This window comes from Natrinema sp. CGMCC1.2065 (assembly GCF_051225675.1).
Classification (GTDB): Archaea; Halobacteriota; Halobacteria; order Halobacteriales; family Natrialbaceae; genus Natrinema; species Natrinema thermotolerans.
The window spans coordinates 1-21,303 of the sequence record NZ_JBPJSJ010000031.1; the positions used below are offsets into that span (position 1 = coordinate 1).

The window sequence follows — 21,303 nt, forward strand, 5'->3', positions numbered from 1 at the left end:
CCCGGCGAGCCGGGACTGCTCGCCACACCCCGGCGGACCGAGTGGTGTTGGTTCGGCCGCGAGACCCGATTCGAACTGGACGGCGTCCGCCGGCGGGTCGAGACGACGATGCCGGGCCATCACCGGTCGAAGGCCGCCGATCGGGCCGCCAGCGCCGCGGTCGACTTCGCGGAGGCGGTCTGTGGCTCGCTGGGTGCCGATACGACCGACGACGACGCCTTCCCCTTCGCCGCGGTCGCCCGCCAGTTCGGCCCGACGAACGGCGACCGCCTCGAGATCGGCCACGGCAAACCCGATGGCCGGCTCATCTCGTTAGGTCGTGGCGAGGTCACCGACTGGGACCCCGAGGGCAAGCTCACCCTCGAGCGGTCGATGAGCGGCGGCGGCAGTTACGACGCGCTCGGGGTGCCCAAGGAGTCGGGCGACGTGGCCGTGACGAAGTTCCGCGAGGGTCGGTGGTGGTATCCGACGACCTACAAGGCGGCCGACGGCACGCCGAAAGGGACCTACGTCAACGTCTGTACGCCGGTCGAACTCTTTCCGGATACCGCGCGGTACGTCGACCTCTACGTCGACGTGATCCGGCAGCGTGACGGGACCGTCGAGATCGTCGACGCGGACGACCTCGAGGCGGCCGTCGACGACGGACTCGTCGCCGAGGATCTCGCTGCAAAGGCGATGAACGTGGCGGAAGCCGTCGAGCGGGCACTCTCGAAATAGGGTCCGCGTTTTCGGTGCGCTCGCGCTCGAGAGCGGCGCGACTGGGAGCGTCCGCCCGGAACGCGATCCGCGACCGGCGATCAGTCCGAGGCGCTCGAGGCCGGTTCGGCCCCCGCGGCGACCGGGAGCAGATCGACGTACTCGTCGAGATCGAGCGCGAACTCCCCCGCCGTCGCCGGCCGGACCCAGCGGAACTCGAACTCCGAGCCGTGTTCGCCGCCGCCGTCGGTGACGGTGTGGGTCCACCGATCTCGCGGTTCGTAGACCGTCGCGTGGAAGAAGTGCCGAACGTAGCGCTTCGGCGGTTCCTCGCGTCGGGTCCAGACGTCGGTCGTCAGATGCTGCGCGCCGTTCAGCGTTCCCAGTCCGCTCTCCTCACGGACTTCCCGGAACAGTGCTTCCTGCGGGGATTCTCCCGGCTCGAGGGTGCCTTTGGGAATCTGGAGCCCGTCGTGGCCCGGCCCCTCGAAGACCAGTAGCTCGCTCGAGCCGCGCGTGATGTAGGCACACGCCTTCCGGACGTACGTGACGTCGGCCATGGTACAGTATAGCATACCGTGCCACTATAAAAATCTGTCATGGATGCAATTCAAGGACCTTAAGGGGATTTCTCGGTCGGATCGCGGACGAATCTCGGCGGCTTCATACGGTTTCCTGTCGGTCGTTGCCGGCGCAACCGCGACCTGGCGTCGGTTGTGTCGGGAAATCGGTACAGCAATCCGTATCAGTCGGCAGCGACCGGTTCCTCGTCCCCGACCGGCGCGTCCCCGTCGAGGTAGGTAAACAGCGTCGCCAGCGCCGGGCCGGAGACGTTGTGCCAGACGCTAAAGAGCGCCGGGATCAGTGCGGCACCCGCGCTGAAGTGGGCCGTCGCGAGCGCGACGGCCAGGCCGCTGTTCTGGAGGCCGACCTCGAACGCACACGCTCGCGCTCGATCCTCCGCCATGTCGGCCGCGTGACCGACCGCGTAGCCGGCCCCGAGCCCGAGGCCGTTGTGCAACACGACCGCGAGGAAGACCAGTGCGCTCGCGCCGAGGATCGTCTCGACGTTGAGGCCGACGACCGCCGCCACGATGGCGACGATGGCGATCACGCTGATCGCCGGGAAGATAGAGAGTCCGGCCTGTGCAAGCGCCGGCGCGTACTCGTCGAGGACGTAGCGCAGCACCAGGCCCCCGACGACCGGGAGCAAAACGACCTGCACGATCGACGTCGCCATATCCATGAACGTGACGGTGATCGACTCGCCGGCCAACAGGACGATCCACGCCGGCATCACGAGCGGCGCGGCGATCGTCGTCACCGATGTGATCGACACCGAGAGCGCGACGTCGCCGCGCCCGAGATAGGTCATCACGTTCGAGGCGGTCCCGCCCGGGGCCGCACCGACGAGTATCAGGCCGAGACCGATCTCCTCCGGCAACCCAAGCGCGACGACGAGGACGTAGGCGATCGTCGGCATCAGGAGCCATTGGCTCATCGCGCCGATGAAGACGTCCCGCGGCCGCTCGAGGATGCGACGGAAGTCCGCGGGGGTCAGCGTCAGCCCCATCCCGAGCATGATGATGCCCAGCAGCGGTGTGATGTAGGGTGCGATCGGGGTCAACCGCCTCGGGGTCAAGCCCCGAGGCTTGTCGGTGGACTCCCGTTCTAACCGAGTAATTCGGCAGGCGTGTAATCACCGTTCACGTTCAGCGCCCCTGACTTGAGGGCCAGTTGACTAGTGGCCCATCCACCGCGAGACTTCTGCCCGCGATGGATATACCCGCAGTATCGGTTGGCGATGTTCTTCGCCGCGTTGTAATCCGCGTTCACCTCATACCCACACGACTGACACGCAAACTGCTTGTCGTCGCGGTTGTCCTCGTGGGTAAACCCACAGTGACTACACCGCTGACTCGTGTACGCAGGATTCACCGTATCCACGAACAACGCCGTGGATTCAACCTTGTACTCCACGAGTTCCACGAACTTGCTGTAGGCCCACTGCTGGAACTTCGACCCATTAGCGATGTTCTCGCGGATATGGTCAAGGTTCTCGAAAATAATGCCGTCCACATCCGCGTCGTGGGCTTCCGCGATGAGGTCGTTCGCTCTGTTGTGCAACCAGTCCAACGACCAATCCGAGAACCGACTGCCAATGGACTGAATCGTGAGGTGCGCGGAGCGAGTGCCAGCCTGTTGCAGTTTGGCGCGGCGTTGCTCGTACTGGTCGCGCTTGTGGGTGAGGTAGTCCGCACTGCCGATGAACTCTCCAGTTGAGGTGACGGCGAACGCGCCAGTCACGTTCAAGTCCACGCCGAGAACCACTCCGTTCTCGGGGGCGTCATCATCGTGACTGGCTTCTTGGCGTTCTGTTCCGTCAACCACGTAGTCGGGGTTCTTCAGCGTGATGTGCAGGTAAAACGTGTCGTCCTGCTCGTCGTACTGGAGCGTGGCGCTTGAGGCATCCCAGTCGTCACTCTCGTAGTACCGTCCAAATGGCGTCCCCTCTCGCTCCTCTTTTGGTGGGAGGGCGTATTCAGCGGTGACTCTGCCGTTCGGCGTGGACAGCGTGGCGTGGTCGTCGTTGAACGTCGCACTCCGCTTGTCGTAGACGACACTCCACGAGTCGAACTCGGGTTGACTCGTCTTCTCGCTGTCCTTGAGTTTCTCAACGCCTGCATCGACGGCTTCGATGGCGCGGCGGATGCCTTTTTGGACGAGGTTCGCGGTGAGGTCGGTCTCCTCGCGCAACTCGTCGTACAGGGCGTTTTCGGCTTTGCTCTTGCTGGTGACACAGTAGTCGTCGTAGCGCCACGCCCACTCGCTGGTGCGATTGGCGCAGTGCAGGAATTGCTTCTTGGTTTGATGGAGATCGCCACGACGCTCTTCGGGCACGTCGAGCTTGATGGGCACGGTGCGTCGTGGAGCGTCGTCCATCCGTGGTTCAAATTTACTCCTATTGCCTAATAAAATTTTACGTATGGGCGGGGGTTGGTCCTGCTATCGAGCGTGGTGAGTTTCATCGAGTGTCGGCTTCCTCCCCGACCTCAAGGGTCGGGGCATCCGCCTCGTACCGCCTGTGAACGTCTCGGGGGAGTAGAGCGCGAGCGGGGAGACGACCAGTACCCAGACGACGAAATACTTGCTCGTCACCGATCCGACTCGTTCCAGAACACGCTGCAAACTCATTCGGCTCTCACCGCACTGTGAAACATGCACAGCCGTCTGTGAGTCTGCTACATTAATACTACGGCTTACGTGTACGTTTGCCACCCCGTGAGACTCGAGTCGGGACGCGGTGACGAGCGGCTACCGATCGGGAGCTATTCGACAGCCGGTTTCGGGCGAGTACCCGTGACCGCCGTGACGGGGCCGGGACCGGGTCGGTGAGATAGGAACGGGGCTCGAGACGCGGGTCGTCGCATCGGTGAGCGATCTATGCCGGATCCGCGCGTTCGGTGCTGCCGGCGACCGGTGTGAAGTGATCGTCGGCGACGGGCCGGCCACAGACGGGACAGCCGTTGGCCAACGTCGCCTCTCGCACGGGCTCGGTCACCGCCATCTCCTGGCGACAGTCGGGGCAGGTGAATTCGTACGGTGTCATGGTGGGTGGTGTCCTCGACGACTAGACCTTCGGCTCCATCCCCGATAGGGAGACGACCCAGATATAGAGGGTCGTATATACGTGGGTCCGCCGATCCCCACGATCACGGCCCGACGGCCGATCGCAGGAGTTCGGATTCGACCGTTCGGCGGTGTTCGGTACCCGTACTCGAGACACTGCCCGATCGGTCGACTCGAGCCGCTACAGGACGTTCGCCGTAACGAACGCGATCTGGCCGAGGACGAGGGTCAGGAGGACCGTCAGCACACACAGTTCGTAGTACCCGCGCCGGCGATCGAACGCCTCGGTGCCCTCGAGGGCCGTCCCGAGCGCACGCAGTCCGAGATAGGCGGCCGCCACGAGGCCGGACGCGGCGGTCAGCGCGAGAACCGTCGGCGCGTATTCCGGGCCGTAGTACGTCCCGACCGACCAGCGGATCCGAACGCTGTCTCCGAGGGCCGGTGCGGCCGCGAGGCTCACCGCGACGCTCGTGAGGACGACGAGGAGGCCGCCGGCCGCGGTCGGGCGGAGTCGGCCGCCGGCGGGACTCGCACACAGCGTCGCCAGCCGCGTCGCGACGCGGCGGAGTCGATCGACGAACCGCTCGAGCCGTCCGGTAGTTCGGGTCGATGGCATCGTACTCTCACGAACGGGGGCCGTACGGAAAGTCCGCCTCGCACGACTGCAGCGGCTGCAGTCGTGAAAATCCATTTATCTCCGTTCTCGGTACAGGCCCGTACCGTGAGTGAGGAGCCGGACGTCGAGACCATCGGGACCCTGCTGGAGGACCCGACAGTGCGCACGATCCTCACCCAAACGAGCCAGGAACCATGTCAGCGACTACTCTGAGTACCCACTGCGACGCGTCCCAACCGACGGTGTATCGACGGCTCGAGGACCTCCGGGAGTGCGGTCTCCTCGTCGAACGGACTAGGCCCGACCCCGACGGCGGCCACCATCGGACCGTCTACTCGACGAACCTCGAGCGGATCACGGTCGATCTCGAGGGCGGCGAACTGACCCTCCGTATCGAGCGCCGCGAGGACATGGCCGACCGGTTCACGGACCTGATCGAGGGGATCTGACGTGCGCTCGCTCCCGCTGCAGCTCTGGGAGGCCTCGCCCGCCGAGTGGGTCGCCACGTTCGTGCAGGCGACCGATATCCTGAGCGCGATTATCGGGCTGTTCATCGCGTATCAGGCCTATCGGGGCTACCGGCGAAACGACAGCCGGCCGATGCTGGTGATCGCCGTCGGGTTCCTGTTCGCGCTCGCGGTCCCGTTCCTACTCGTGATCCTCTACGCGATACTCCCGTTCCTCTCGGAGACGCTGCTTGCGGTCTGCAGTCAAGCGAGCCAGCTCTCGGGGCTGCTCGCGATCCTGTACGCGCTCCGGATGCCGGCCTGAACGTGCCGGTCTGGGTTCGAAAAACGCCGTTGTGCCCGATCAGTCGGCGGCGAGCTTGTCCAGCCCGGCCGACTCGATGTCTGCCCCGTCGACCGACGACCGCAGCGCGTCCATCCCGTCGTCGCGGTCGATGTCGAAGTCGTTCGCGTAGAGTTCGTCGACGCGGGTCATCTCCTCGTCGGTGAGCTTGGGTACGTCGCTGGCGGCCGCCCACTCGTCGATGTCGCCTTTCGTGCGGAACGTCGGCGTCACGGTCGCGACGGGGTCGTGAGAGAGCAGCCACGCGATCGCGGCCTGGCCCATCGTGCGTTCGCCGTCGCGCTCGAGGAAGCGCAGCTGCTCGAGTTTCTCCCAGCCGGTCTCGTACCACTCGTCGGGGCGGAAGCCCCGATGGTCGCCCTCGCCGAGTTCGGTGTCGGGCGTGACCTGCTCGTTGAGAATGCCCGAGGAGTGTGGCACCCGGGGGATGAGGCTGGTCGACGACCCCGTCCGCTCGATCGTCTCGAGGAAGTGGTTCCCGACCTCCTGCTCGAGGACGTTCCAGACCAGTTGGACGGAGTCGAACTCCTCCTCGATAGCGAGGTCACCCTCGGCGAGCCAGCCGATCGACGGCCCCAGCGCGAGACCGGTCGCGTCGATCAGGCCCTCCTCCTCGAGTTCGTCCAGTAGCTCGAGGACGTCGGGGGTGATCTCGTCGACGTCGGCGTTGTGGAGTTGGAGGACATCGACGGAGTCCATGTCGAGCCGCTCGAGGCTCCCCTCGACGGCGTCCCGAAGGTACTCCGGATCCATCTCCTTGGGGAGTTCCCCGTGGCCGGCCTGTGGGTTGTTGTAAAAGTCGTAGCCGACCTTGGTGGCGACGGTGACCTCGTCGCGGACCTCGGCCAGTGCCTCGCCGAGCAGTTCCTCGCTGTCGCCGTGGCCGTAGACGTCGCCCGTGTCGAAGTAGGTGATCCCCTGATCGACGGCGTACTGGACCATCTCGATGGCGTCGTCCGCGGAGCGGTCGCCCCACCAGTCGGTCCCGACGACCCACGCACCGAAGCCGACCTCGCTGACCTCGACGCCGGAGTCGCCCAGTTCGCTGTGTTGCATATCGACCCCTTCGTAGTGGGGGAACTTATGGTGAACGGAACGCTCGAGGGACCGGTCCGAACGGGTTCGGGCGGGACCGCGTCGGCGAGGCGAATCGTTATTTGCCCGCGGCCGGCAGCTACGGTATGGCCGCCGCTCGCAGCCGCAATCCCCGACTGATCCTGTTCGGGGTCGTCCTCGCACTGCTTCCGATCGGACTGCTTGCCGGTCGCTCCCTCGAGTTCGCGACCGATCGGCTGACGATCAGCGGCGTCGTCGTCGGCGTCGTCTTGGTCGTCGTCGCGCTCGCGATCCCCGTCCTGTTGCTCGCTAGCTGGCAGGCCGAGAACGAATCGCGGTGACACGCGTGCCAGTGGGTCCGGCAACCGGGACCGGACAACCGAACCCCTATCAACTCGGCGGGCAATACTTCGGGGTATGACAAAGCGGTACGTGTCGCTCCCCGACGAGGCCGAATCGGGGATGCGCGAGTTCATCGACGAGGTCGATCGACGGCTTGCGAGCGACGAGGACACCTGCTCGGTCGTCGAAGACGTCCTGATCGACCTCTCGGGCGACCGCCAGGCCTACGAGCGCTGGCAGCGCGGCGAGTCGGTGTCGGCGGCCGAACGCGTCCGCCTGCAGAGCTACGATCCCTGCAACACCACGCTCGAGAGCGAGTACTACGCCGAGAAGGACGAGGAGCGGTTCCGCCGCTCGAAGCACCTCCAGTGGCTCTGGCGGCAGTTCGACAGCCTCCCGATCGCGGACAACGTCGAGTTCGCGCTGCGATTCCGGCGGATGCTCGCGGACCACCTCTTCGAGGAGTGTGGCGACAACTGCCGGTTCTTCAAGGGTATCACCTTCACCTACGGCCACAACATCACGATCGGGGACAACACGGTCGTCCACGACGACGTCCACCTGGACGACCGCGGGAAACTCACCATCGGCGACCGCGTCTCGATCTCCGACGGCGTCCACGTCTACAGCCACGACCACGACGTCGTCGACCAGACCGAGGTCCGCAACTACCACACCATCGTCGAGGACGACGTTCGGCTCACCTACGACGCGATGATCCGGGCCGGCTGCAAGGTCGGCGAAAACGCCATCGTCGGCGCGCGCGGCATCGTCCAGAACGACGTCCCCGCCCACCACATCGCGATCGGGATGCCCGCCACGAGCGTCAAGATCAAGCCCGGCTGGGAGGACGTCGCCACGCCCGTCGACGAGGCCGGCACGAGCCGTCAGGCACAACGGCGGATCGAGTACGATATCCCGGACGACCTCGAGGTCTTCGACGAGTTCGGCCGGGACCTTCAGCCACCCGAGTAGGTCCCGTTTCTCGAACTGTCTTCGATTCGGACGGCGGGGAATAGCCAAGTGCCTCGAGAACATATGTCACGGTGATGGAGCTGTGGGGCTGGCTCATCGGATACATCGTGCTGTTTGCCCTGTTACACCTGTTACTGTACTATCTCTACGCCCGGCGCGACGACGGCGACGGTGAGCGGACGCCGTCGCTGGCCGATCCGAACCGCGCGAGCGTCCGTTCCTCGCCGGGCTCCGACCGGTATCCGCACGCGTCCGACGACGTCGACGCCGAGCCGGTCCCCGACGACCGGGCGGTGGTCGACGGCGAACCGACCCGCTGTCCCCACTGCGGTGCGCCCAACGAGGGCGATCAGGCGTTTACGTACTGCTGGAACTGCGTGTCCGCACTGCGCCGATAAACGCCGGCACGGACTGGTGTCCTTCTCGAACGCGGATCGATCCGGGACCCGTTCGACGATCCGGCATCGGCACTCACTGTCGCCGTTCGGTGCCCCGTCGCAACTCGACTGCACACTTCGTTTCTAGTTCGTGGATACTCTCGAGTTCTAACTACTGTTCCTCCGTCACTCTTCCAGATTGGTGCAGTAATAAACGATTACGTTTTTGGTTCTCAAGTGAGGACTGGACGCAGACGAACCGCAATGAACGATTACGCTTCCGCCGCCGCCCGGTCTCGCTCTCCGCCCCTGTATCGCGTCTCGCACGATCCCGCCGGCCCGGCGACGCTCAGCACGACCGTGATCCACGCGCTGGCCGACTGCATGGGCGTTGACGTCACCGACGGCCGCGTCGCGCTGTACGATACCGTCGATCCCGCCGCGCTGGACAGGCTCTTCCGACCGCGTCACAACGGCAGTCCCCGGACCGGCGGCGCGCTCTCGTTCGTCGTCGATGGCTACCACGTCACGGTCAGGGGCGACGGTGAAATCCTGATCGAACCGCCGACCCGGCGCTGAAAACAACCGTTTCTTCGTCAGCTCGAGAGGTCGGTCGCGAGCCGCTCGAGGTGATCGACGCCGACGACGGCGACGACGTCGCCCGACTCGGCCCGGAGATCCTCGAGGCGATCGATCATACACTGCTCGCGCGTGTCGTCGCGATAGGACAGCGCCGTTCCGTCGGTATCGACGCCGCCTAGTAGCGCCTGCACGCCGGCCACGTGGGCACGCTCGTGGTCGGCCTGTCGCTCCGGCGAGTCGTCGCGGTCGCAGTCGTATTCGGCCTTCGTGCCGGGGACGACCGTCATCGAGGTCGCGTGAGTCAGCGTCGCGGCGACCCGACAGGCGAGTGCCTCGCGGGTCGCGCCGCCGACGCTCGCGAGGACGCGCCGGGCGGTCCCGGCCGAGACGCGGTCGGCGACCAGCCGCCGGACGAGCAGTCTGAGAAACGACCAGTTCGGCGCGTCGATCCCGACGGGATCGGCCTCGGGTGCGGCCCGAATCGCGGCGCTCATCTCACCGCCGAACCGCGGCGACGCCGCGTCGTCGGCGCGATCACGGGCGTAGACGCGATACAGCGGGACGGCGATGGCCGGTAACTCGAGGGCGACCGTCTCGGGCTCGATCCGCTCGAGGACCCGCTCGACGCGCGCGACGCTTGCAGGGTGGTCGTGGACGACCCCGACGAGTACGAGGTCGCCGTCCGGTCCGGGGAGCCGGCGGCAGAACTGGGGGGTGATCCGGGGGTCGTCGAACGATTCGGGAAAGGACGGGGACTCGTCCATGCTCGAGTGGTAATACGTGACTACCGGCATAACCCTTCCGTTGTGTTGACTCGATGCTGAGTCAGTATTTATTCGCCAACCGACGCCGGGTCGGGTATCGTTTCGGCCGTAAAACCACGGCTTTCCGGACCGGTGGATCAGCGGTTCAGTCGTCGGTCCCAAACGAGGGTCGTGAGACGGGTTTTCGACGTCGTCGTGAGGGGTGGCATCGGCTGGTCCGAACGAGGATCCCGTCGCCACACACTATCTAATATAAAAGCACCGTGCCGACCCCCGGCTGGGAACGATTCACGAGCCGATCCGATTGGCGAAATCGGTCGTCAATCCCGTACACTGTGGCGGTTTTCGTCGGCAAATCGGCCGCCGGACTGGTACGGTCGACTGCGACGATTGAGAAAGCTTTATGTAGAATCACAATCAATCGATCGAGTGACTATGAGTCAGCGAATGCAGCAGGGGCAGCCGATGATCGTAATGAGCGAGGACTCCCAGCGCGTCAAGGACAAGGACGCGCAGGATTACAACATCAGCGCCGCCCGTGCGGTCGCTGAAGCCGTTCGATCCACACTCGGCCCGAAGGGCATGGACAAGATGCTCGTCGACTCCATGGGATCGGTGACGATCACCAACGACGGCGTCACCATCCTCAAGGAGATGGACATCGACAACCCGACGGCCGAGATGATCATCGAGGTCGCCGAAACGCAGGAAGACGAGGCCGGCGACGGCACCACGACCGCCGTCGCGATCGCCGGCGAACTCCTCAAGAACGCCGAGGACCTCCTCGAGCAGGACATCCACCCGACGGCGATCATCAAGGGCTTCCACCTCGCTTCCGAGCAGGCCCGCCAGGAGATCGACGACATCGCGACCGATATCGACACGAGCGACGAGGAACTCCTCCGAAAGACCGCCGAGACCTCGATGACCGGCAAGGGCACCGAGGTCAACAAGGAGTATCTCGCCGAACTCATCGTCGAGGCCATCCGGCAGGTCACCGTCGAGGACGAGAACGGCGACAACGTCGTCGACCTCGAGTTCCTCAACATCGAGACCCAGACCGGTCGCAGCGCCGGCGAGTCCGACCTCCTCGAGGGCGGCATCGTCGACAAGGACCCCGTCCACGACAACATGCCCAACTCGGTCGAGGACGCCGACATCCTCCTGCTCGACGAGGCGATCGAAGTCGAGGAGACCGACGTCGACACCGAGGTCTCGGTCACCGACCCCGACCAACTCCAGAAGTTCCTCGACCGCGAGGAGAAACAGCTGCAGGAGAAAGTCGACAAAATCGCCGACCTCGGCGCTGACGTCGTCTTCTGTCAGAAAGGCATCGACGACCTCGCCCAGCACTACCTCGCCAAGGAAGGCATCCTCGCGGTGCGACGCGCCAAGAAGTCCGACCTCGAGTTCCTCCAGGAAGTCGTCGGCGCGGCGATCGTCTCCGACCTCGAGAGCGCGACCGCCGATGACCTCGGCTTCGGCGACGTCACTCGCGACGAGGAAGACGAACTGTTCTACGTCGAGGGCGAGGATGCCCACGGCGTCACCCTCCTGCTGCGTGGCTCGACCGACCACGTCGTCGACGAACTCGAGCGCGGCGTCAACGACGCGCTCGACGTCGTCGCACAGACCGTCTCCGACGGCCGCGTCCTCGCGGGCGGCGGTGCCATCGAGGTCGAACTCGCCGGCCGTCTGCGCGACTACGCCGACTCCGTCTCCGGCCGCGAACAGCTGGCCGTCGAGGCCTTCGCCGACTCGCTCGAACTCGTCCCGCGCGTCCTCGCCGGGAACGCCGGACTCGACTCGATCGACACGCTGGTCGACCTGCGCGCGGCCCACGACGACGGGCAGGTCACGGCCGGCCTGAACGTCTTCTCGGGCGACGTCGAGGACACGTTCGACGCCGGCGTCGTCGAACCGGCCCACGCCAAGGAACAGGCCGTGACCTCCGCCGCAGAGGCCGCGAACCTCGTTCTCAAGATCGACGACATCATCTCCGCCGGCGACCTCTCCACCGACAAGGGCGACGACGAAGAGGGTGGCCCCGGCGGTGCCGGCGGCATGGGCGGCATGGGCGGCGGCATGGGCGGCATGATGTGAACCTAAATTTTGCTCTGCGAGCGCGGCGAAGCCGCGCTCTCGGCAAAATTTAGTATAAAAACACTCCTCCTTCCGTTCCGACCCGCTACGCGGGTCTCCACATCAGTCGTCGGCCCGCTCGCTCACTGCGTTCGCTCGCGGTAAAGGCGTCGTTCGGGTTCTTCGAACCGCTCACTCGCCGATCTTGCCCGTCGTTTAGTGTCGCCACTGCCCCGGTTGTGGAGTGTTCAAAAAGACCCGTCCGATTACTCCTCGTCCTCGACCTCGAGTTCGAACTGTTCGTTCTCGCTCACGGCGTTGAGAACGACGCTCGTATTCGAGGCCTTGATATCGGGATCGGTCAGCAGTTGCTTGATCTGGTCGTTCATCCCATCGGTGTCCTCGAACTTGCCGATGGCGATCACGTCGTAGTCGCCGGTGACCTCGTAGACGCTGGTCATCTGGCGATGGTCGCGCAGCGTGTCGGTGACGTCGGGGAGGGCGTTCCCCTCGACCTGCAGTTGGATCACGGCGGTCACGTCGTAGCCGACCGCGTCGTAATCCACCCGCGGGGTGTAGCCCTCGATCACGCCTTGCTCCTCGAGATCGGAGAGGTGGTTCGAGACGGTGGTCACGGACACGTCGAGTTCCTCCGCGAGGCTTCGCAGGCTCGCCCGGCCGTCGCCGAGAAGTGCATTCACTAGTTTTGCATCGAGATTTTCGTACGTCATCAGGTACACCCACTCACTGTGCCCTTTAGAAATTTACGAATATGCAGTTTCGAGAGGGAGAGCGAAGATTTGCACGGAACGGTAGTGCTTTAGTATACTGGTTACGAGGATACGACGAGAAAGATGACAAGCGGAAACCTCTCTGACACCGAACAAGCGGTATTGGACGAGATCGAGGAGCAAGATGTCGACTTCCTCCGACTACAGTTTACCGACATTCTGGGCACGGTCAAGAACGTCTCCGTGCCGGCCCGCCAGGCCGAGAAGGCCTTCACCGAGGGGATCTACTTCGACGGTTCTTCTATCGAAGGCTTCGTTCGCATTCAGGAGTCGGACATGCGACTCAAGCCCGATCCCGAGACGTTCGCGATCCTCCCATGGCGCCAGAAGGACGACAGCGCCGCCGCCCGAATGATCTGTGACGTCTACGACACGACCACGGGCGAACCCTTCGAGGGCGATCCGCGCCGCGTTCTCAAGAACGCACTCGACCGCGCCGAGGAGATGGGCTACATGGTCAACGCCGCGCCCGAACCGGAGTTCTTCCTGTTCGAGGAGGACGAGGACGGCCGCGCCACGACCAAGACGAACGACGCCGGCGGCTACTTCGACCTCGCACCGAAGGACCTCGCCAGCGACGTCCGCCGCGACATTATCTACGGGCTCGAGGAGATGGGCTTCGAGGTCGAGGCCAGCCACCACGAGGTCGCCGAGGGCCAACACGAGATCAACTTCACCTACGACGACGCGCTCGCGACGGCCGACAACGTCGGCACCTTCCGGACCGTCGTTCGTGCGATCGCCGCCCAGCACGACCTGCACGCGACGTTCATGCCCAAGCCGATCCCGCGCATCAACGGCTCGGGGATGCACACCCACCTCTCGTTGTTCACCGAGGACGGCGAGAACGCCTTCCACGATGAGGACGACGAGTTCAACCTGAGCGACGAGGCCCACGCCTTCACCGCCGGGATCCTCGAACACGCGCCGGCGATTACGGCGATCGCGAACCCGACCGTCAACAGCTACAAGCGCCTGGTGCCCGGCTACGAGGCGCCCGTCTACGTCGCCTGGTCGGACCGCAACCGCTCTGCCCTGATCCGCAAACCGGCGGCCCGAACGCCGGCGGCCTCGCGCGTCGAACTGCGCTCGCCCGACCCGTCCTGTAACCCCTATCTCGCGCTCGCCGTCATGATCCACGCCGGCCTCGACGGCATCGAGAACGACCTCGACTGTCCCGACCCGGTCCGCGAGAACATCTACGAGTTCGACGAGGCAAAACGCGAGGAGTACGGCATCGATACGCTGCCCTCGAACCTCGGCGAGGCCGTCGACGCCCTTGAGGAGGACGAGGCCATCTACAACGCGCTGGGCGACCACGTCGCGCCCAAGTTCGTCGAAGCGAAGCGACAGGAGTTCGAGGACTACCTCGTCGACGTCTCCGACTGGGAACTCGACCGCTACCTCGAGACGTTCTGAACGCCGCCGATCGGTCCGGCCTTTTCTTCTCCGCGTCGGTCATCAGCCTCGCTCGCGGTCGTGACTCGAGTGTGAGCATCTCGGCGTCGCGCGTGTAATCTCGACTATGCCGGTGCGAGACCAGCGATCCGCGTTCTCGCGACGGACCACGTCGCTGCCGGCCGACCGAGGGACGCGCCGACCGCGCGGTCTTTACGGCGCACATTCAGGGGCAATACGTAGGCACGGTGGCGACGGAGCGCCGAGTATGGCTGACGCGCCGGCGATCACCGAGGTCGAAACGGCGGACGAGTACATTCACGTTCGGTTCCGTGATCCCGACCGGTACGACGAAATCAGGACACCCGATTGGGCGACACAGCCGGCGGAATCGGTCTCCGAGGGCAGCGAGGTCAGAACTGGAAAGATCGAAGGCGAAGACGACTGGGAGGTCACCAGCGTCTTGATCGACAAACACGTCGGCGAGGACAAAGCGAAAGACCAGGCTCGAGAGATCGTCGAGAAAATCGAGTCCTGATCGAGTCATCGCGGCAGGCGAGGCCACGGATCCGCCTCCGTTTCGGCTCGCTTGCCCGTCGCTCGAGCGGGTCCCGGACGCTCGCTCCGCCGCTCGAGTCCCGTCGACAACGCATCGACGACTGTCACGGTGATCGTGATTCGGTATTATGGGTGCGATAGTGATACTGTCACACATGGTCGACAGCAGGACCTACGCGTTCGAGGACGACCGGCCGATGATCGACGACACGGCCCGCGTTAGCAGCGAGGCGACCCTCGTCGGCGACGTCGAGGTTGCGGCGGACGCGAGCGTCTGGCCCGGCGTCGTGCTACGTGGCGACGTCGGTCCCGTCCGGATCGGCCGGGAAACGCACGTCGGGGACAACGCGACGATCCACGCCTCGCGACTCGCGAGCGAAGTCATGGTCGGCCACGGGGCCGTCCTCAACGAGACGTCCGTCGAGAAGCGATCGCTGATCGGGTTCAACGCGACGATAAACACCGGCGTGACGATCGGCACCGGCAGCATCGTCGCCGCCGGCACCGTCGTCCCCGACGAGTATACGATCCCGCCTGACTCGTTCGTCCGCGGTGTCCCCGCGGAGATCACGCCGCTTGAGGACACCGGGATCGATGCGGCGGCGATCCTCGACGACTACTCGTCGGGCGAGTACACGAACCTGGCCCAGCGCCACGAGGAACTGTTCGACTGAAAACCCGGCCGGCGCCCCCTCGAGCGGTCGTACGGGATCGCGCTACGACCGCTGGCTCGCGGACCCGAGTTCGAAGATCTCCCTGTAGAGACTCTCGGCGAGGCTGTCGATCCGTTCCTCGGCCTCGCTGGCGGCCATCGTGTCGGCGATGCCCCGCCACTCCACGGAGAGGCGGGCGATCGGCACCAGCGCGACTCCGCCGATGACGATGTCGCCCTCGGGAGTGTGAACGCGCCACTCGGTCCTCGTTCCCGTCGCGGCGCGGGTGACGCCCTCGATCTCGCCGCCGGCAGCGACCCACCGCTCGACCAGGTCGTCAGTGATCCGGCGGAGCTTTCGTTCGCCGAGCAGGTGACAGGCGAGGCCGAGGCCGGTCACGATCGCGAACGCCGCGGCCGCCATCGCGAGGCCGCCGTAGGGAACGTTGATCGACGCCGCGAGGCCAGCCGTCACGACGACCAGTCCGACGACCCGCCCGTCGACCGCGTTCGGCACCGTACCCTCCCAGCTTGCCTCCCGGGACGGCTGCTCGAGTCCCATATCGACTGGGGGTTGCGACGACGTCCGGGTAGCCGTTTGCCTGTCCCACTGCGGCCTTTATACGCTGCCCCAGATGTTCACTCGTCTTCGAGTAACGCATCGTCGCCGTGGCGGTCCCGCAGTTCGGCGAGGTACTCGCGCTGGGCCTCGAGTCGCGGCGTCGGCTCCGCGTAGGCGTACTCGAACATCTCACCGGGATCGCCCGCCACGTCTTCGGCGCGGTCGACCAGCGTGGCCAGCGTCTCCTCGATCTCGCTCTCGATCGCCTCGATCCGGTCGTCGTCGAGGACGCCCGCATCCCGCAGGTAGGCTTCGAACCGGTCGATCGGATCCTTCTCACGCCACTCTTCGACCTCCGACTCGTCGCGGTAGACATCGGGATCGTCGGCCGTCGTGTGCGCGCCGTAGCGGTACTGGACCGCTTCGATCAGCGTCGGTCGTAATCGCTCGTCGCCGGACTCGAGGGCTTTTTCCCGGGCGGCCTTCGTGACGACGTAGGTCGCGAGCGGGTCCATGCCGTCGACCTGGACGCCCGCGAACCCGTAGGCCGTCGCCTTCTGTGCGATGGTCGCGCTCGCGGTCTGGCGCTCCCGCGGGACCGAGATGGCCCACTGGTTGTTGTTACAGAAAAAGACCGTCGGCGTGTCGAACACGCCGGCGAAGTTCAGCGCCTCGTGGAAGTCCCCCTCGGAGGTCGAACCGTCCCCGAAGTGAGCGACGCCAACCCGGTCGTCACCGTTCAGCTTCGCGGCCCACGACCAGCCCACGATGTGGGGCAGGTGGGCGGCGATCGAGATGTTCAATGGGAAGACGTCGATCTCGGCCAGCGCGGCGTTGCCGTCCTCGTGGCCCATCCAGTACAGCAGGTACTCCCAGGGCAGGTCCCGCGCGACCAGCGCCCCGTGTTCCCGGTACTGAAAGGAGAGCATGTCGTCGTCGGCCAGCGCGTAGGTCGCCCCGATCTGGGACCCCTCCTGGCCGGCCAGCGAGGAGTAGGTCCCCAGCCGTCCCTGCCGCTGGAGGCTGATCATCCGCTCGTCGAACCGGCGGGAAAACCGCATGTCCCGATACATCGAGCGCAGCGTCTCGGCCTTGAGGGCCGGCTCGAGTTCGGGTGCGACAACGGCGCCGTCCGGGTCGAGGACGCGGATCCGATCGTCCGGCTCCCGGTCGAAGAGGTCCCGCTCGAGAGCGTCTCCAGACATGGCTCGACCGTTGGTGCCAGAGCATATAAGACTCACTCCGGGCGAGGCGTGCGGCCGAGCGGTCTTACTGATAGGTCGGGAGTCGAGCCGACCGATTCGAGCCCTCGACGAACGGCAGTTCGGTCCGGGTCGCGGCGACCTCCTCGCCGTCGACGCGAACCGTCAGGTCGTCGCTCTCGAGGCCGTAGTCGACGACGGCGAGCGCGATGACATCCTCGAGCATCGGGCTTTCGCCCGCGCGGGTCACCTCGCCGACCGAGGCATCGCCGTCGAAGACGGCCGCGCCGCCCTCGGGGACGGTCTCGCCCTCGAGCGTCAGCCCCACGAGCCGTCGACTCGGCTGACCGCGGTTCTCGACGCGGGAGACGACCTCTTGACCGACGTAACAGCCCTTCTCGAAGTCCAGGGCGTTGCGGAGGCCGAGGACGTTCGGCAGCTCCCGCTCGAGTTCGGTGTGGAACAGGGGGGTCCCGGCCTCGAGCGCGAGGCTCTCGAAGGTCCGGTAGCCGAAGGGGGCGGCGTTGAGGCCGTGGTTGAGCAGCGTGTCGTAGACCGCTTCGGCGTCGTCGGCCGCACAGATCACGTCGAAGCTCTCCTCGCCGGTCAGCGCGTCGGTTCGGACGACCGTGACGCCCTCGTCGCCCATCGTCCCGCGGACGAACGAAAGCGGGCGGTCGGGCGAGGCGGCCCCGTTGAGAACGCTGGCGATCTTCTCGGTGGCTTGCGGGCCGTGGATGCCGAAGACTCCATAGTCGTCGGTCGCAACCCGGATGTCGACGTCCTGAATGAACACTTTCTCCGACCACTCCTCGGCCAGCGGTTCGGCGGCCTCGGGCTGGGTGAAAAGCAGCAGCCGCTCGCCCGCGTTGTAGACGTAGAGTTCGACCTCGATCCCGCCCTGCGGGTCGAGGACGAGCGCGTAACAGCCCTCGCCGTCCTCGGCGGGGACCCGGTTCGAGACCACGTTGTCGACGTACTCGACGCGATCGTCGCCGTCCACGACGATCACGCCGTAGGCCGGTTCGAACAGTCCGACGCCGTTGCGGACCGCGCGATGGGTCCGTTCGGGCCGCCCGAAGTGGTCGACGATCGTCCGGTCGGCGCGCTCCCCGAACGTGGCCCCGTGATCCTCGTGGATGGACTCGATGACGCTCATGGATACTCCCTGGGGCCTGACCGTATCAGGCGTTTCGATTCAAAAAGGCAGCCGGTCGCGAAGCCACTCGCCGAACGACTCGTCGTCGTCCTCGTCGGTCGGCTCGTCGGGGACGACGCGGTCGGCGGGTTTGATCACCGTCTCCGAGCCCGAGTCGACAGCGATCAGGTCGTCCTCTTTGAGCGTCGCCAGGGCGTCCTCGAGTTCGTCGATGTCGACCTCGACGGCCGCCCGGAGTTCGAAGACCGTCATTCCGTCCTCGGCGCGGTCGACCAAGGCGTCGAGTACCGCCACCTCCGTCCTCTCCCGGTTCCGGTACTCCCGCTTTGCTCTCATCCGTGTGTCTATTCGACGACCCGGGATTTGACGTTTGTCGTTCCGACAGCGACGAACGCCGCCGCCGAACCCGCCTCCTCGAGCCCACGGTCCGATCCGCCTGCCAGTCGGCCGGAATTCAGACCGCTGTCACGACCGAAAAACTCGCTTAGCTCAAAGTAGGCGCTAAATCCCCTTCCTCAGCGTGCGCCAACCGAAAGAAGGCGCGAGCAGGGAGGGGATACAGCGTTCACGAGAGCGAAGCTCTCGTGCGCGAACGAGACGCGAAGCGTCTCGTCAACGCCGCACGGTTTTCATACACGATTCGGTAGCAGGCCCACAGGCCCACGCAGCCGAAATATTTTTCAGTAGGATATTATATAGTATTAATTGGGCCCAATGAGCTATGACCTCGACTTGGGAGCGCACTTGACGTATTCCCTACGCTACCACCCGATACTCACCACGAAGTATCGGCGCGGAGTGCTAACCGAGGAGCGAACCCAATTTATCCACGAGGTCATCAGCGGGTTCACGGACAACTACAGCGTCGAACTGACGAACCTCGACGGCGAAGACGACCACGCACACATCCTGTTCCGAGCGAAACCAATCACAGACCTCGTGAAGTTCATCAACACGGTCAAAGGTGCGATCGCCTGCCGTATCCGCAACGAGTACGCGGACGAACTGAAAACCGAACTGTGGCGAGACTCGTTCTGGGACGACTCGTACTGCCTCATCTCGACGGAGCAAGTGTCGCTGGATATGCTGAAACAGTACGTCGAGAACCAACGCGAGTAACGCCATGTACTACGCCTACAAGTACCATCTCAAGCCGTCCGATGCCCACCGTAAGGAGTTGGACCGCCACCGAGACATTTGTAGGCAACTGTATAACCACACGCTATACCGCCTCAACGAGTACCAAGAGAACCACGGCGAACTGCCGTCCATGACCACCCTGCGGTCGGAGGTTCCCGATCTCAAGAAATGGTGGGACGGCCTCTCAGACGTGTACTCGAAGGTTCTCCAAACCGTCGTGGAACGCCTGTTCGACAACCTCAAAGGACTCTCCAAACTCAAGGAGAACGGCTACGGCGTCGGTCAACTCAAGTGGAAGCCTCCACGGGAGTTTCGCAGTTTCACGTACAGTCAGTCTGGCTTCAAACTCGACAAGAAGGGTGGTCAGGCTGTGCTGTCACTCTCGAAACTCGCGGACATTCCTATCAAACTCCACCGATCCATCCCCGACGACGCGACACTCAAGCAGGTCACAATCAAGAAGGAACCGACGGGCGAGTGGTTTGCCACGTTCGGTGTCGAAATGGACTGTGAGCCACCCGAACCGCCCGAGAATCCCGAAGAGTGCGTCGGGATCGACGTGGAAATTCTCAAGTATGCTCACGACACCGACGGCATGGCGGTCGGGTCCCTCAACCTCTCCGATGAGCGTGACCGCTTGGAACGTGAGCAACGGAAACTCTCGCAAAAGCAACACGGGTCGAACAACTGGGAGAAACAACGGCGGCGGGTCGCGGAGTGTCACGCCGATCTGCGACGAAAGCGCCGTGACTTCTTGCACAAACTCTCGAACTACTACGCACGGGAGTACGACCTCATAGCCGTTGAAGACCTGAACGTGAAAGGGATGATGGAATCGCCGTCGAACAGCCGCAACACAGCCTCCGCCGCGTGGCGAATGTTCTTCTCGTTGCTCGAATATAAGTGCGAACACGAAGGAACGTACTTCGTAGCGGTTAACCCGAGAGGGACGACCAAGGAGTGCGCGTCGTGCGGCGTCTCGACGGGAAAGCCGTTGTGGGTTCGTAAACATTCCTGTCCTGCCTGCGGTTTCGAGGCGGACAGGGACGCGAACGCGGCGTGGAACATTCTTTCTCGCGGCCTCGAAAAAGTAGGAGTGGGACACTCCGAATCAACGCCTGTGGAGACTGCGCTCCCTGTGGATACGCCTGTATCTGCAAAGCGCGTCGTGGAAGCAGGAAGCCTTCCCCTCAAGGAGCGAACAGCGGTAGCCATGAGCGAGTAGGGTAGTTCACCAGTACGTTTTTTATGGGACCGGTCGGTACGGTGGGACAATGGTCCTGCGATGTTCGCTGCTCGGACACGACTTCGGCGAGGACGAGGTCGAACGCGAGCGCGAAGAACGGGGCAGCGAGGTCGTCGTAACCGTCCAGGAGTACGAGGAGTGTGCCCGCTGTGGCGAGCGCAACGTCATCAGCGAGAACACCGAAGTAACGAGCCTCTCCGCCGGGACGGACGCCGACTCGCCCCCCGCCGAGCCCGATACCGAACCGCCCGAACCAGCACTCGCGTCCGACTCCGACCCGATCGACGGCGAGGAGGACGCCGAGTTCATCGATGCCGACGAACCCGCGACGGCGGCCGCCGGCCCCGCAACCGCCGGTCCGGCCGACACGGACGACGCCGGCCCGACTACGGCCGACCCGGCCGCCCCTGACCTCGAGGCGGCCGAGCCCGACCCGGCCGGAGTCGACGACGAGATCGATCTCCCGACCGACGAGAACGGCAATCCGGTCACCGACGACGGCGAGATCCTCGAGGACGACGACGATCCGGCCGCCGATCCCGACCGTGACCGCGAACGCGGCGAGTGGCCCGACTCCGACGACGTCGGTCCGCCGGCGGACGAGACCGGCGAACCGACCGACTGGCCCGACGACGGCCCTGCAGGTGCCGACGACGCGGCCG

Annotated in this window: 24 protein-coding genes and 3 pseudogenes; 14 read left to right on the forward strand and 13 right to left on the reverse strand. The window is 64.9% G+C overall.

The window, feature by feature from the left end; genetic code table 11:
• Positions 1–720: DUF402 domain-containing protein (locus ACSBP4_RS19065; protein ID WP_435553148.1), on the forward strand; the 720-nt coding region annotated here is incomplete at its 5' end.
• Between the two features lie 80 nt (positions 721–800).
• Here ACSBP4_RS19065 and ACSBP4_RS19070 read toward each other — a convergent pair.
• From ACSBP4_RS19070 to ACSBP4_RS19095, 6 genes and pseudogenes are all read right to left on the reverse strand, one after another.
• The gene (locus ACSBP4_RS19070; RefSeq protein ID WP_049965704.1) at positions 801–1,259 is read right to left on the reverse strand and encodes an NUDIX hydrolase; all 459 of its coding nucleotides are present in this window, start codon (positions 1,257–1,259) and stop codon (positions 801–803) included.
• A 185-nt stretch (positions 1,260–1,444) separates the two neighbouring features.
• Positions 1,445–2,335, reverse strand: a pseudogene (locus ACSBP4_RS19075) (bile acid:sodium symporter family protein); the annotation flags it as partial.
• A gap of 35 nt (positions 2,336–2,370) precedes the next feature.
• Positions 2,371–3,642, reverse strand: coding sequence for an RNA-guided endonuclease InsQ/TnpB family protein (locus ACSBP4_RS19080; protein WP_435553149.1), 1,272 nt, complete (start codon positions 3,640–3,642; stop codon positions 2,371–2,373).
• Between the two features lie 141 nt (positions 3,643–3,783).
• Positions 3,784–3,894: pseudogene (locus ACSBP4_RS19085) on the reverse strand (bile acid:sodium symporter family protein); the annotation flags it as partial.
• A gap of 247 nt (positions 3,895–4,141) precedes the next feature.
• Positions 4,142–4,309 (reverse strand): DUF7560 family zinc ribbon protein, encoded by a 168-nt coding sequence (locus ACSBP4_RS19090; protein ID WP_006180265.1) that lies wholly within the window; start codon positions 4,307–4,309, stop codon positions 4,142–4,144.
• Between the two features lie 201 nt (positions 4,310–4,510).
• A complete protein-coding gene (locus ACSBP4_RS19095) occupies positions 4,511–4,945 on the reverse strand; it encodes a hypothetical protein (protein ID WP_435553150.1) in 435 nt (144 codons plus the stop codon).
• A 105-nt stretch (positions 4,946–5,050) separates the two neighbouring features.
• Between ACSBP4_RS19095 and ACSBP4_RS19100 the strand changes: the two are divergent.
• Together ACSBP4_RS19100 and ACSBP4_RS19105 are read left to right on the forward strand one after the other, a co-directional pair.
• Positions 5,051–5,394: pseudogene (locus ACSBP4_RS19100) on the forward strand (helix-turn-helix domain-containing protein).
• Position 5,395: 1 nt separating this feature from the next.
• Positions 5,396–5,716 (forward strand): DUF7521 family protein, encoded by a 321-nt coding sequence (locus ACSBP4_RS19105; RefSeq protein ID WP_435553151.1) that lies wholly within the window; start codon positions 5,396–5,398, stop codon positions 5,714–5,716.
• A 39-nt stretch (positions 5,717–5,755) separates the two neighbouring features.
• On the opposite strand, the gene ACSBP4_RS19110 is transcribed toward ACSBP4_RS19105, so the two are convergent.
• Complete coding sequence (locus tag ACSBP4_RS19110) at positions 5,756–6,811, reverse strand: aldo/keto reductase (protein ID WP_435553152.1); 1,056 nt, start codon at positions 6,809–6,811, stop codon at positions 5,756–5,758.
• Between the two features lie 125 nt (positions 6,812–6,936).
• On the opposite strand from ACSBP4_RS19110, the gene ACSBP4_RS19115 reads away from it, so the two are divergent.
• From ACSBP4_RS19115 to ACSBP4_RS19130, 4 genes are all read left to right on the forward strand, one after another.
• Positions 6,937–7,152 (forward strand): hypothetical protein, encoded by a 216-nt coding sequence (locus ACSBP4_RS19115; RefSeq protein ID WP_006647959.1) that lies wholly within the window; start codon positions 6,937–6,939, stop codon positions 7,150–7,152.
• 76 nt (positions 7,153–7,228) lie between these two features.
• Complete coding sequence (locus ACSBP4_RS19120; RefSeq protein ID WP_435553153.1) at positions 7,229–8,128, forward strand: acyltransferase; 900 nt, start codon at positions 7,229–7,231, stop codon at positions 8,126–8,128.
• Positions 8,129–8,202: 74 nt separating this feature from the next.
• The gene (locus ACSBP4_RS19125) at positions 8,203–8,526 is read left to right on the forward strand and encodes a DUF7577 domain-containing protein (RefSeq protein WP_435553154.1); all 324 of its coding nucleotides are present in this window, start codon (positions 8,203–8,205) and stop codon (positions 8,524–8,526) included.
• A gap of 243 nt (positions 8,527–8,769) precedes the next feature.
• A complete protein-coding gene (locus tag ACSBP4_RS19130; RefSeq protein ID WP_006647957.1) occupies positions 8,770–9,084 on the forward strand; it encodes a HalOD1 output domain-containing protein in 315 nt (104 codons plus the stop codon).
• 17 nt (positions 9,085–9,101) lie between these two features.
• On the opposite strand, the gene ACSBP4_RS19135 is transcribed toward ACSBP4_RS19130, so the two are convergent.
• On the reverse strand, positions 9,102–9,851 hold the full coding sequence (locus ACSBP4_RS19135) for a hypothetical protein (protein WP_049965711.1): 750 nt from the start codon (positions 9,849–9,851) through the stop codon (positions 9,102–9,104).
• Positions 9,852–10,286: 435 nt separating this feature from the next.
• Between ACSBP4_RS19135 and thsB the strand changes: the two genes are divergently transcribed.
• Positions 10,287–11,954 (forward strand): thermosome subunit beta, encoded by a 1,668-nt coding sequence (gene thsB, locus ACSBP4_RS19140; protein ID WP_435553155.1) that lies wholly within the window; start codon positions 10,287–10,289, stop codon positions 11,952–11,954.
• A 245-nt stretch (positions 11,955–12,199) separates the two neighbouring features.
• Here the strand turns inward: thsB and lrp are convergent, their stop codons facing one another.
• Positions 12,200–12,664: an HTH-type transcriptional regulator Lrp gene (gene lrp / locus ACSBP4_RS19145; protein ID WP_006647954.1), complete on the reverse strand. Its 465-nt coding sequence runs from the start codon at positions 12,662–12,664 to the stop codon at positions 12,200–12,202.
• Between the two features lie 123 nt (positions 12,665–12,787).
• Here lrp and glnA point away from each other — a divergent pair, with 123 nt between their 5' ends.
• From glnA to ACSBP4_RS19160, 3 genes are all read left to right on the forward strand, one after another.
• Positions 12,788–14,143, forward strand: coding sequence for a type I glutamate--ammonia ligase (gene glnA / locus ACSBP4_RS19150; protein WP_049965713.1), 1,356 nt, complete (start codon positions 12,788–12,790; stop codon positions 14,141–14,143).
• A gap of 247 nt (positions 14,144–14,390) precedes the next feature.
• A complete protein-coding gene (locus ACSBP4_RS19155; RefSeq protein ID WP_049965714.1) occupies positions 14,391–14,660 on the forward strand; it encodes a hypothetical protein in 270 nt (89 codons plus the stop codon).
• Between the two features lie 175 nt (positions 14,661–14,835).
• Positions 14,836–15,354 (forward strand): gamma carbonic anhydrase family protein, encoded by a 519-nt coding sequence (locus ACSBP4_RS19160; RefSeq protein ID WP_049965715.1) that lies wholly within the window; start codon positions 14,836–14,838, stop codon positions 15,352–15,354.
• 42 nt (positions 15,355–15,396) lie between these two features.
• Here the strand turns inward: ACSBP4_RS19160 and ACSBP4_RS19165 are convergent, their stop codons facing one another.
• The 4 genes from ACSBP4_RS19165 to ACSBP4_RS19180 form a co-directional block, all read right to left on the reverse strand.
• Positions 15,397–15,894: a hypothetical protein gene (locus ACSBP4_RS19165; protein ID WP_049965716.1), complete on the reverse strand. Its 498-nt coding sequence runs from the start codon at positions 15,892–15,894 to the stop codon at positions 15,397–15,399.
• Positions 15,895–15,971: 77 nt separating this feature from the next.
• A complete protein-coding gene (pdhA, locus tag ACSBP4_RS19170; protein ID WP_435553156.1) occupies positions 15,972–17,099 on the reverse strand; it encodes a pyruvate dehydrogenase (acetyl-transferring) E1 component subunit alpha in 1,128 nt (375 codons plus the stop codon).
• A gap of 64 nt (positions 17,100–17,163) precedes the next feature.
• Positions 17,164–18,255 (reverse strand): CAF17-like 4Fe-4S cluster assembly/insertion protein YgfZ, encoded by a 1,092-nt coding sequence (gene ygfZ / locus ACSBP4_RS19175; RefSeq protein ID WP_435553157.1) that lies wholly within the window; start codon positions 18,253–18,255, stop codon positions 17,164–17,166.
• A gap of 39 nt (positions 18,256–18,294) precedes the next feature.
• Positions 18,295–18,591 (reverse strand): DUF6432 family protein, encoded by a 297-nt coding sequence (locus ACSBP4_RS19180; RefSeq protein ID WP_006180242.1) that lies wholly within the window; start codon positions 18,589–18,591, stop codon positions 18,295–18,297.
• Between the two features lie 378 nt (positions 18,592–18,969).
• Between ACSBP4_RS19180 and tnpA the strand changes: the two genes are divergently transcribed.
• The 3 genes from tnpA to ACSBP4_RS19195 form a co-directional block, all read left to right on the forward strand.
• Positions 18,970–19,374: an IS200/IS605 family transposase gene (gene tnpA / locus ACSBP4_RS19185; protein ID WP_049965719.1), complete on the forward strand. Its 405-nt coding sequence runs from the start codon at positions 18,970–18,972 to the stop codon at positions 19,372–19,374.
• Between the two features lie 4 nt (positions 19,375–19,378).
• Positions 19,379–20,620: an RNA-guided endonuclease InsQ/TnpB family protein gene (locus ACSBP4_RS19190; RefSeq protein ID WP_435553158.1), complete on the forward strand. Its 1,242-nt coding sequence runs from the start codon at positions 19,379–19,381 to the stop codon at positions 20,618–20,620.
• Positions 20,621–20,669: 49 nt separating this feature from the next.
• The coding region (locus ACSBP4_RS19195; RefSeq protein ID WP_435553159.1) for a DUF7093 family protein at positions 20,670–21,303 on the forward strand (634 nt) is incomplete at its 3' end.

Bases quoted from the DNA above. Each gene is read 5' to 3' on its own strand.
- ACSBP4_RS19080 (WP_435553149.1), bottom strand. From the start codon at position 3,642: ATGGACGACGCTCCACGACGCACCGTGCCCATCAAGCTCGACGTGCCC.
- ACSBP4_RS19120 (WP_435553153.1), top strand. From the start codon at position 7,229: ATGACAAAGCGGTACGTGTCGCTCCCCGACGAGGCCGAATCGGGGATG.
- ACSBP4_RS19070 (WP_049965704.1), bottom strand. From the start codon at position 1,259: ATGGCCGACGTCACGTACGTCCGGAAGGCGTGTGCCTACATCACGCGC.
- ACSBP4_RS19155 (WP_049965714.1), top strand. From the start codon at position 14,391: ATGGCTGACGCGCCGGCGATCACCGAGGTCGAAACGGCGGACGAGTAC.
- glnA (WP_049965713.1), top strand. From the start codon at position 12,788: ATGACAAGCGGAAACCTCTCTGACACCGAACAAGCGGTATTGGACGAG.
- ACSBP4_RS19125 (WP_435553154.1), top strand. From the start codon at position 8,203: ATGGAGCTGTGGGGCTGGCTCATCGGATACATCGTGCTGTTTGCCCTG.
- ACSBP4_RS19135 (WP_049965711.1), bottom strand. From the start codon at position 9,851: ATGGACGAGTCCCCGTCCTTTCCCGAATCGTTCGACGACCCCCGGATC.
- ACSBP4_RS19095 (WP_435553150.1), bottom strand. From the start codon at position 4,945: ATGCCATCGACCCGAACTACCGGACGGCTCGAGCGGTTCGTCGATCGA.
- ACSBP4_RS19130 (WP_006647957.1), top strand. From the start codon at position 8,770: ATGAACGATTACGCTTCCGCCGCCGCCCGGTCTCGCTCTCCGCCCCTG.
- ygfZ (WP_435553157.1), bottom strand. From the start codon at position 18,255: ATGAGCGTCATCGAGTCCATCCACGAGGATCACGGGGCCACGTTCGGG.
- ACSBP4_RS19165 (WP_049965716.1), bottom strand. From the start codon at position 15,894: ATGGGACTCGAGCAGCCGTCCCGGGAGGCAAGCTGGGAGGGTACGGTG.
- ACSBP4_RS19160 (WP_049965715.1), top strand. From the start codon at position 14,836: ATGGTCGACAGCAGGACCTACGCGTTCGAGGACGACCGGCCGATGATC.
- lrp (WP_006647954.1), bottom strand. From the start codon at position 12,664: ATGACGTACGAAAATCTCGATGCAAAACTAGTGAATGCACTTCTCGGC.
- ACSBP4_RS19115 (WP_006647959.1), top strand. From the start codon at position 6,937: ATGGCCGCCGCTCGCAGCCGCAATCCCCGACTGATCCTGTTCGGGGTC.
- ACSBP4_RS19110 (WP_435553152.1), bottom strand. From the start codon at position 6,811: ATGCAACACAGCGAACTGGGCGACTCCGGCGTCGAGGTCAGCGAGGTC.
- thsB (WP_435553155.1), top strand. From the start codon at position 10,287: ATGAGTCAGCGAATGCAGCAGGGGCAGCCGATGATCGTAATGAGCGAG.
- ACSBP4_RS19190 (WP_435553158.1), top strand. From the start codon at position 19,379: ATGTACTACGCCTACAAGTACCATCTCAAGCCGTCCGATGCCCACCGT.
- pdhA (WP_435553156.1), bottom strand. From the start codon at position 17,099: ATGTCTGGAGACGCTCTCGAGCGGGACCTCTTCGACCGGGAGCCGGAC.
- ACSBP4_RS19090 (WP_006180265.1), bottom strand. From the start codon at position 4,309: ATGACACCGTACGAATTCACCTGCCCCGACTGTCGCCAGGAGATGGCG.
- tnpA (WP_049965719.1), top strand. From the start codon at position 18,970: ATGAGCTATGACCTCGACTTGGGAGCGCACTTGACGTATTCCCTACGC.
- ACSBP4_RS19180 (WP_006180242.1), bottom strand. From the start codon at position 18,591: ATGAGAGCAAAGCGGGAGTACCGGAACCGGGAGAGGACGGAGGTGGCG.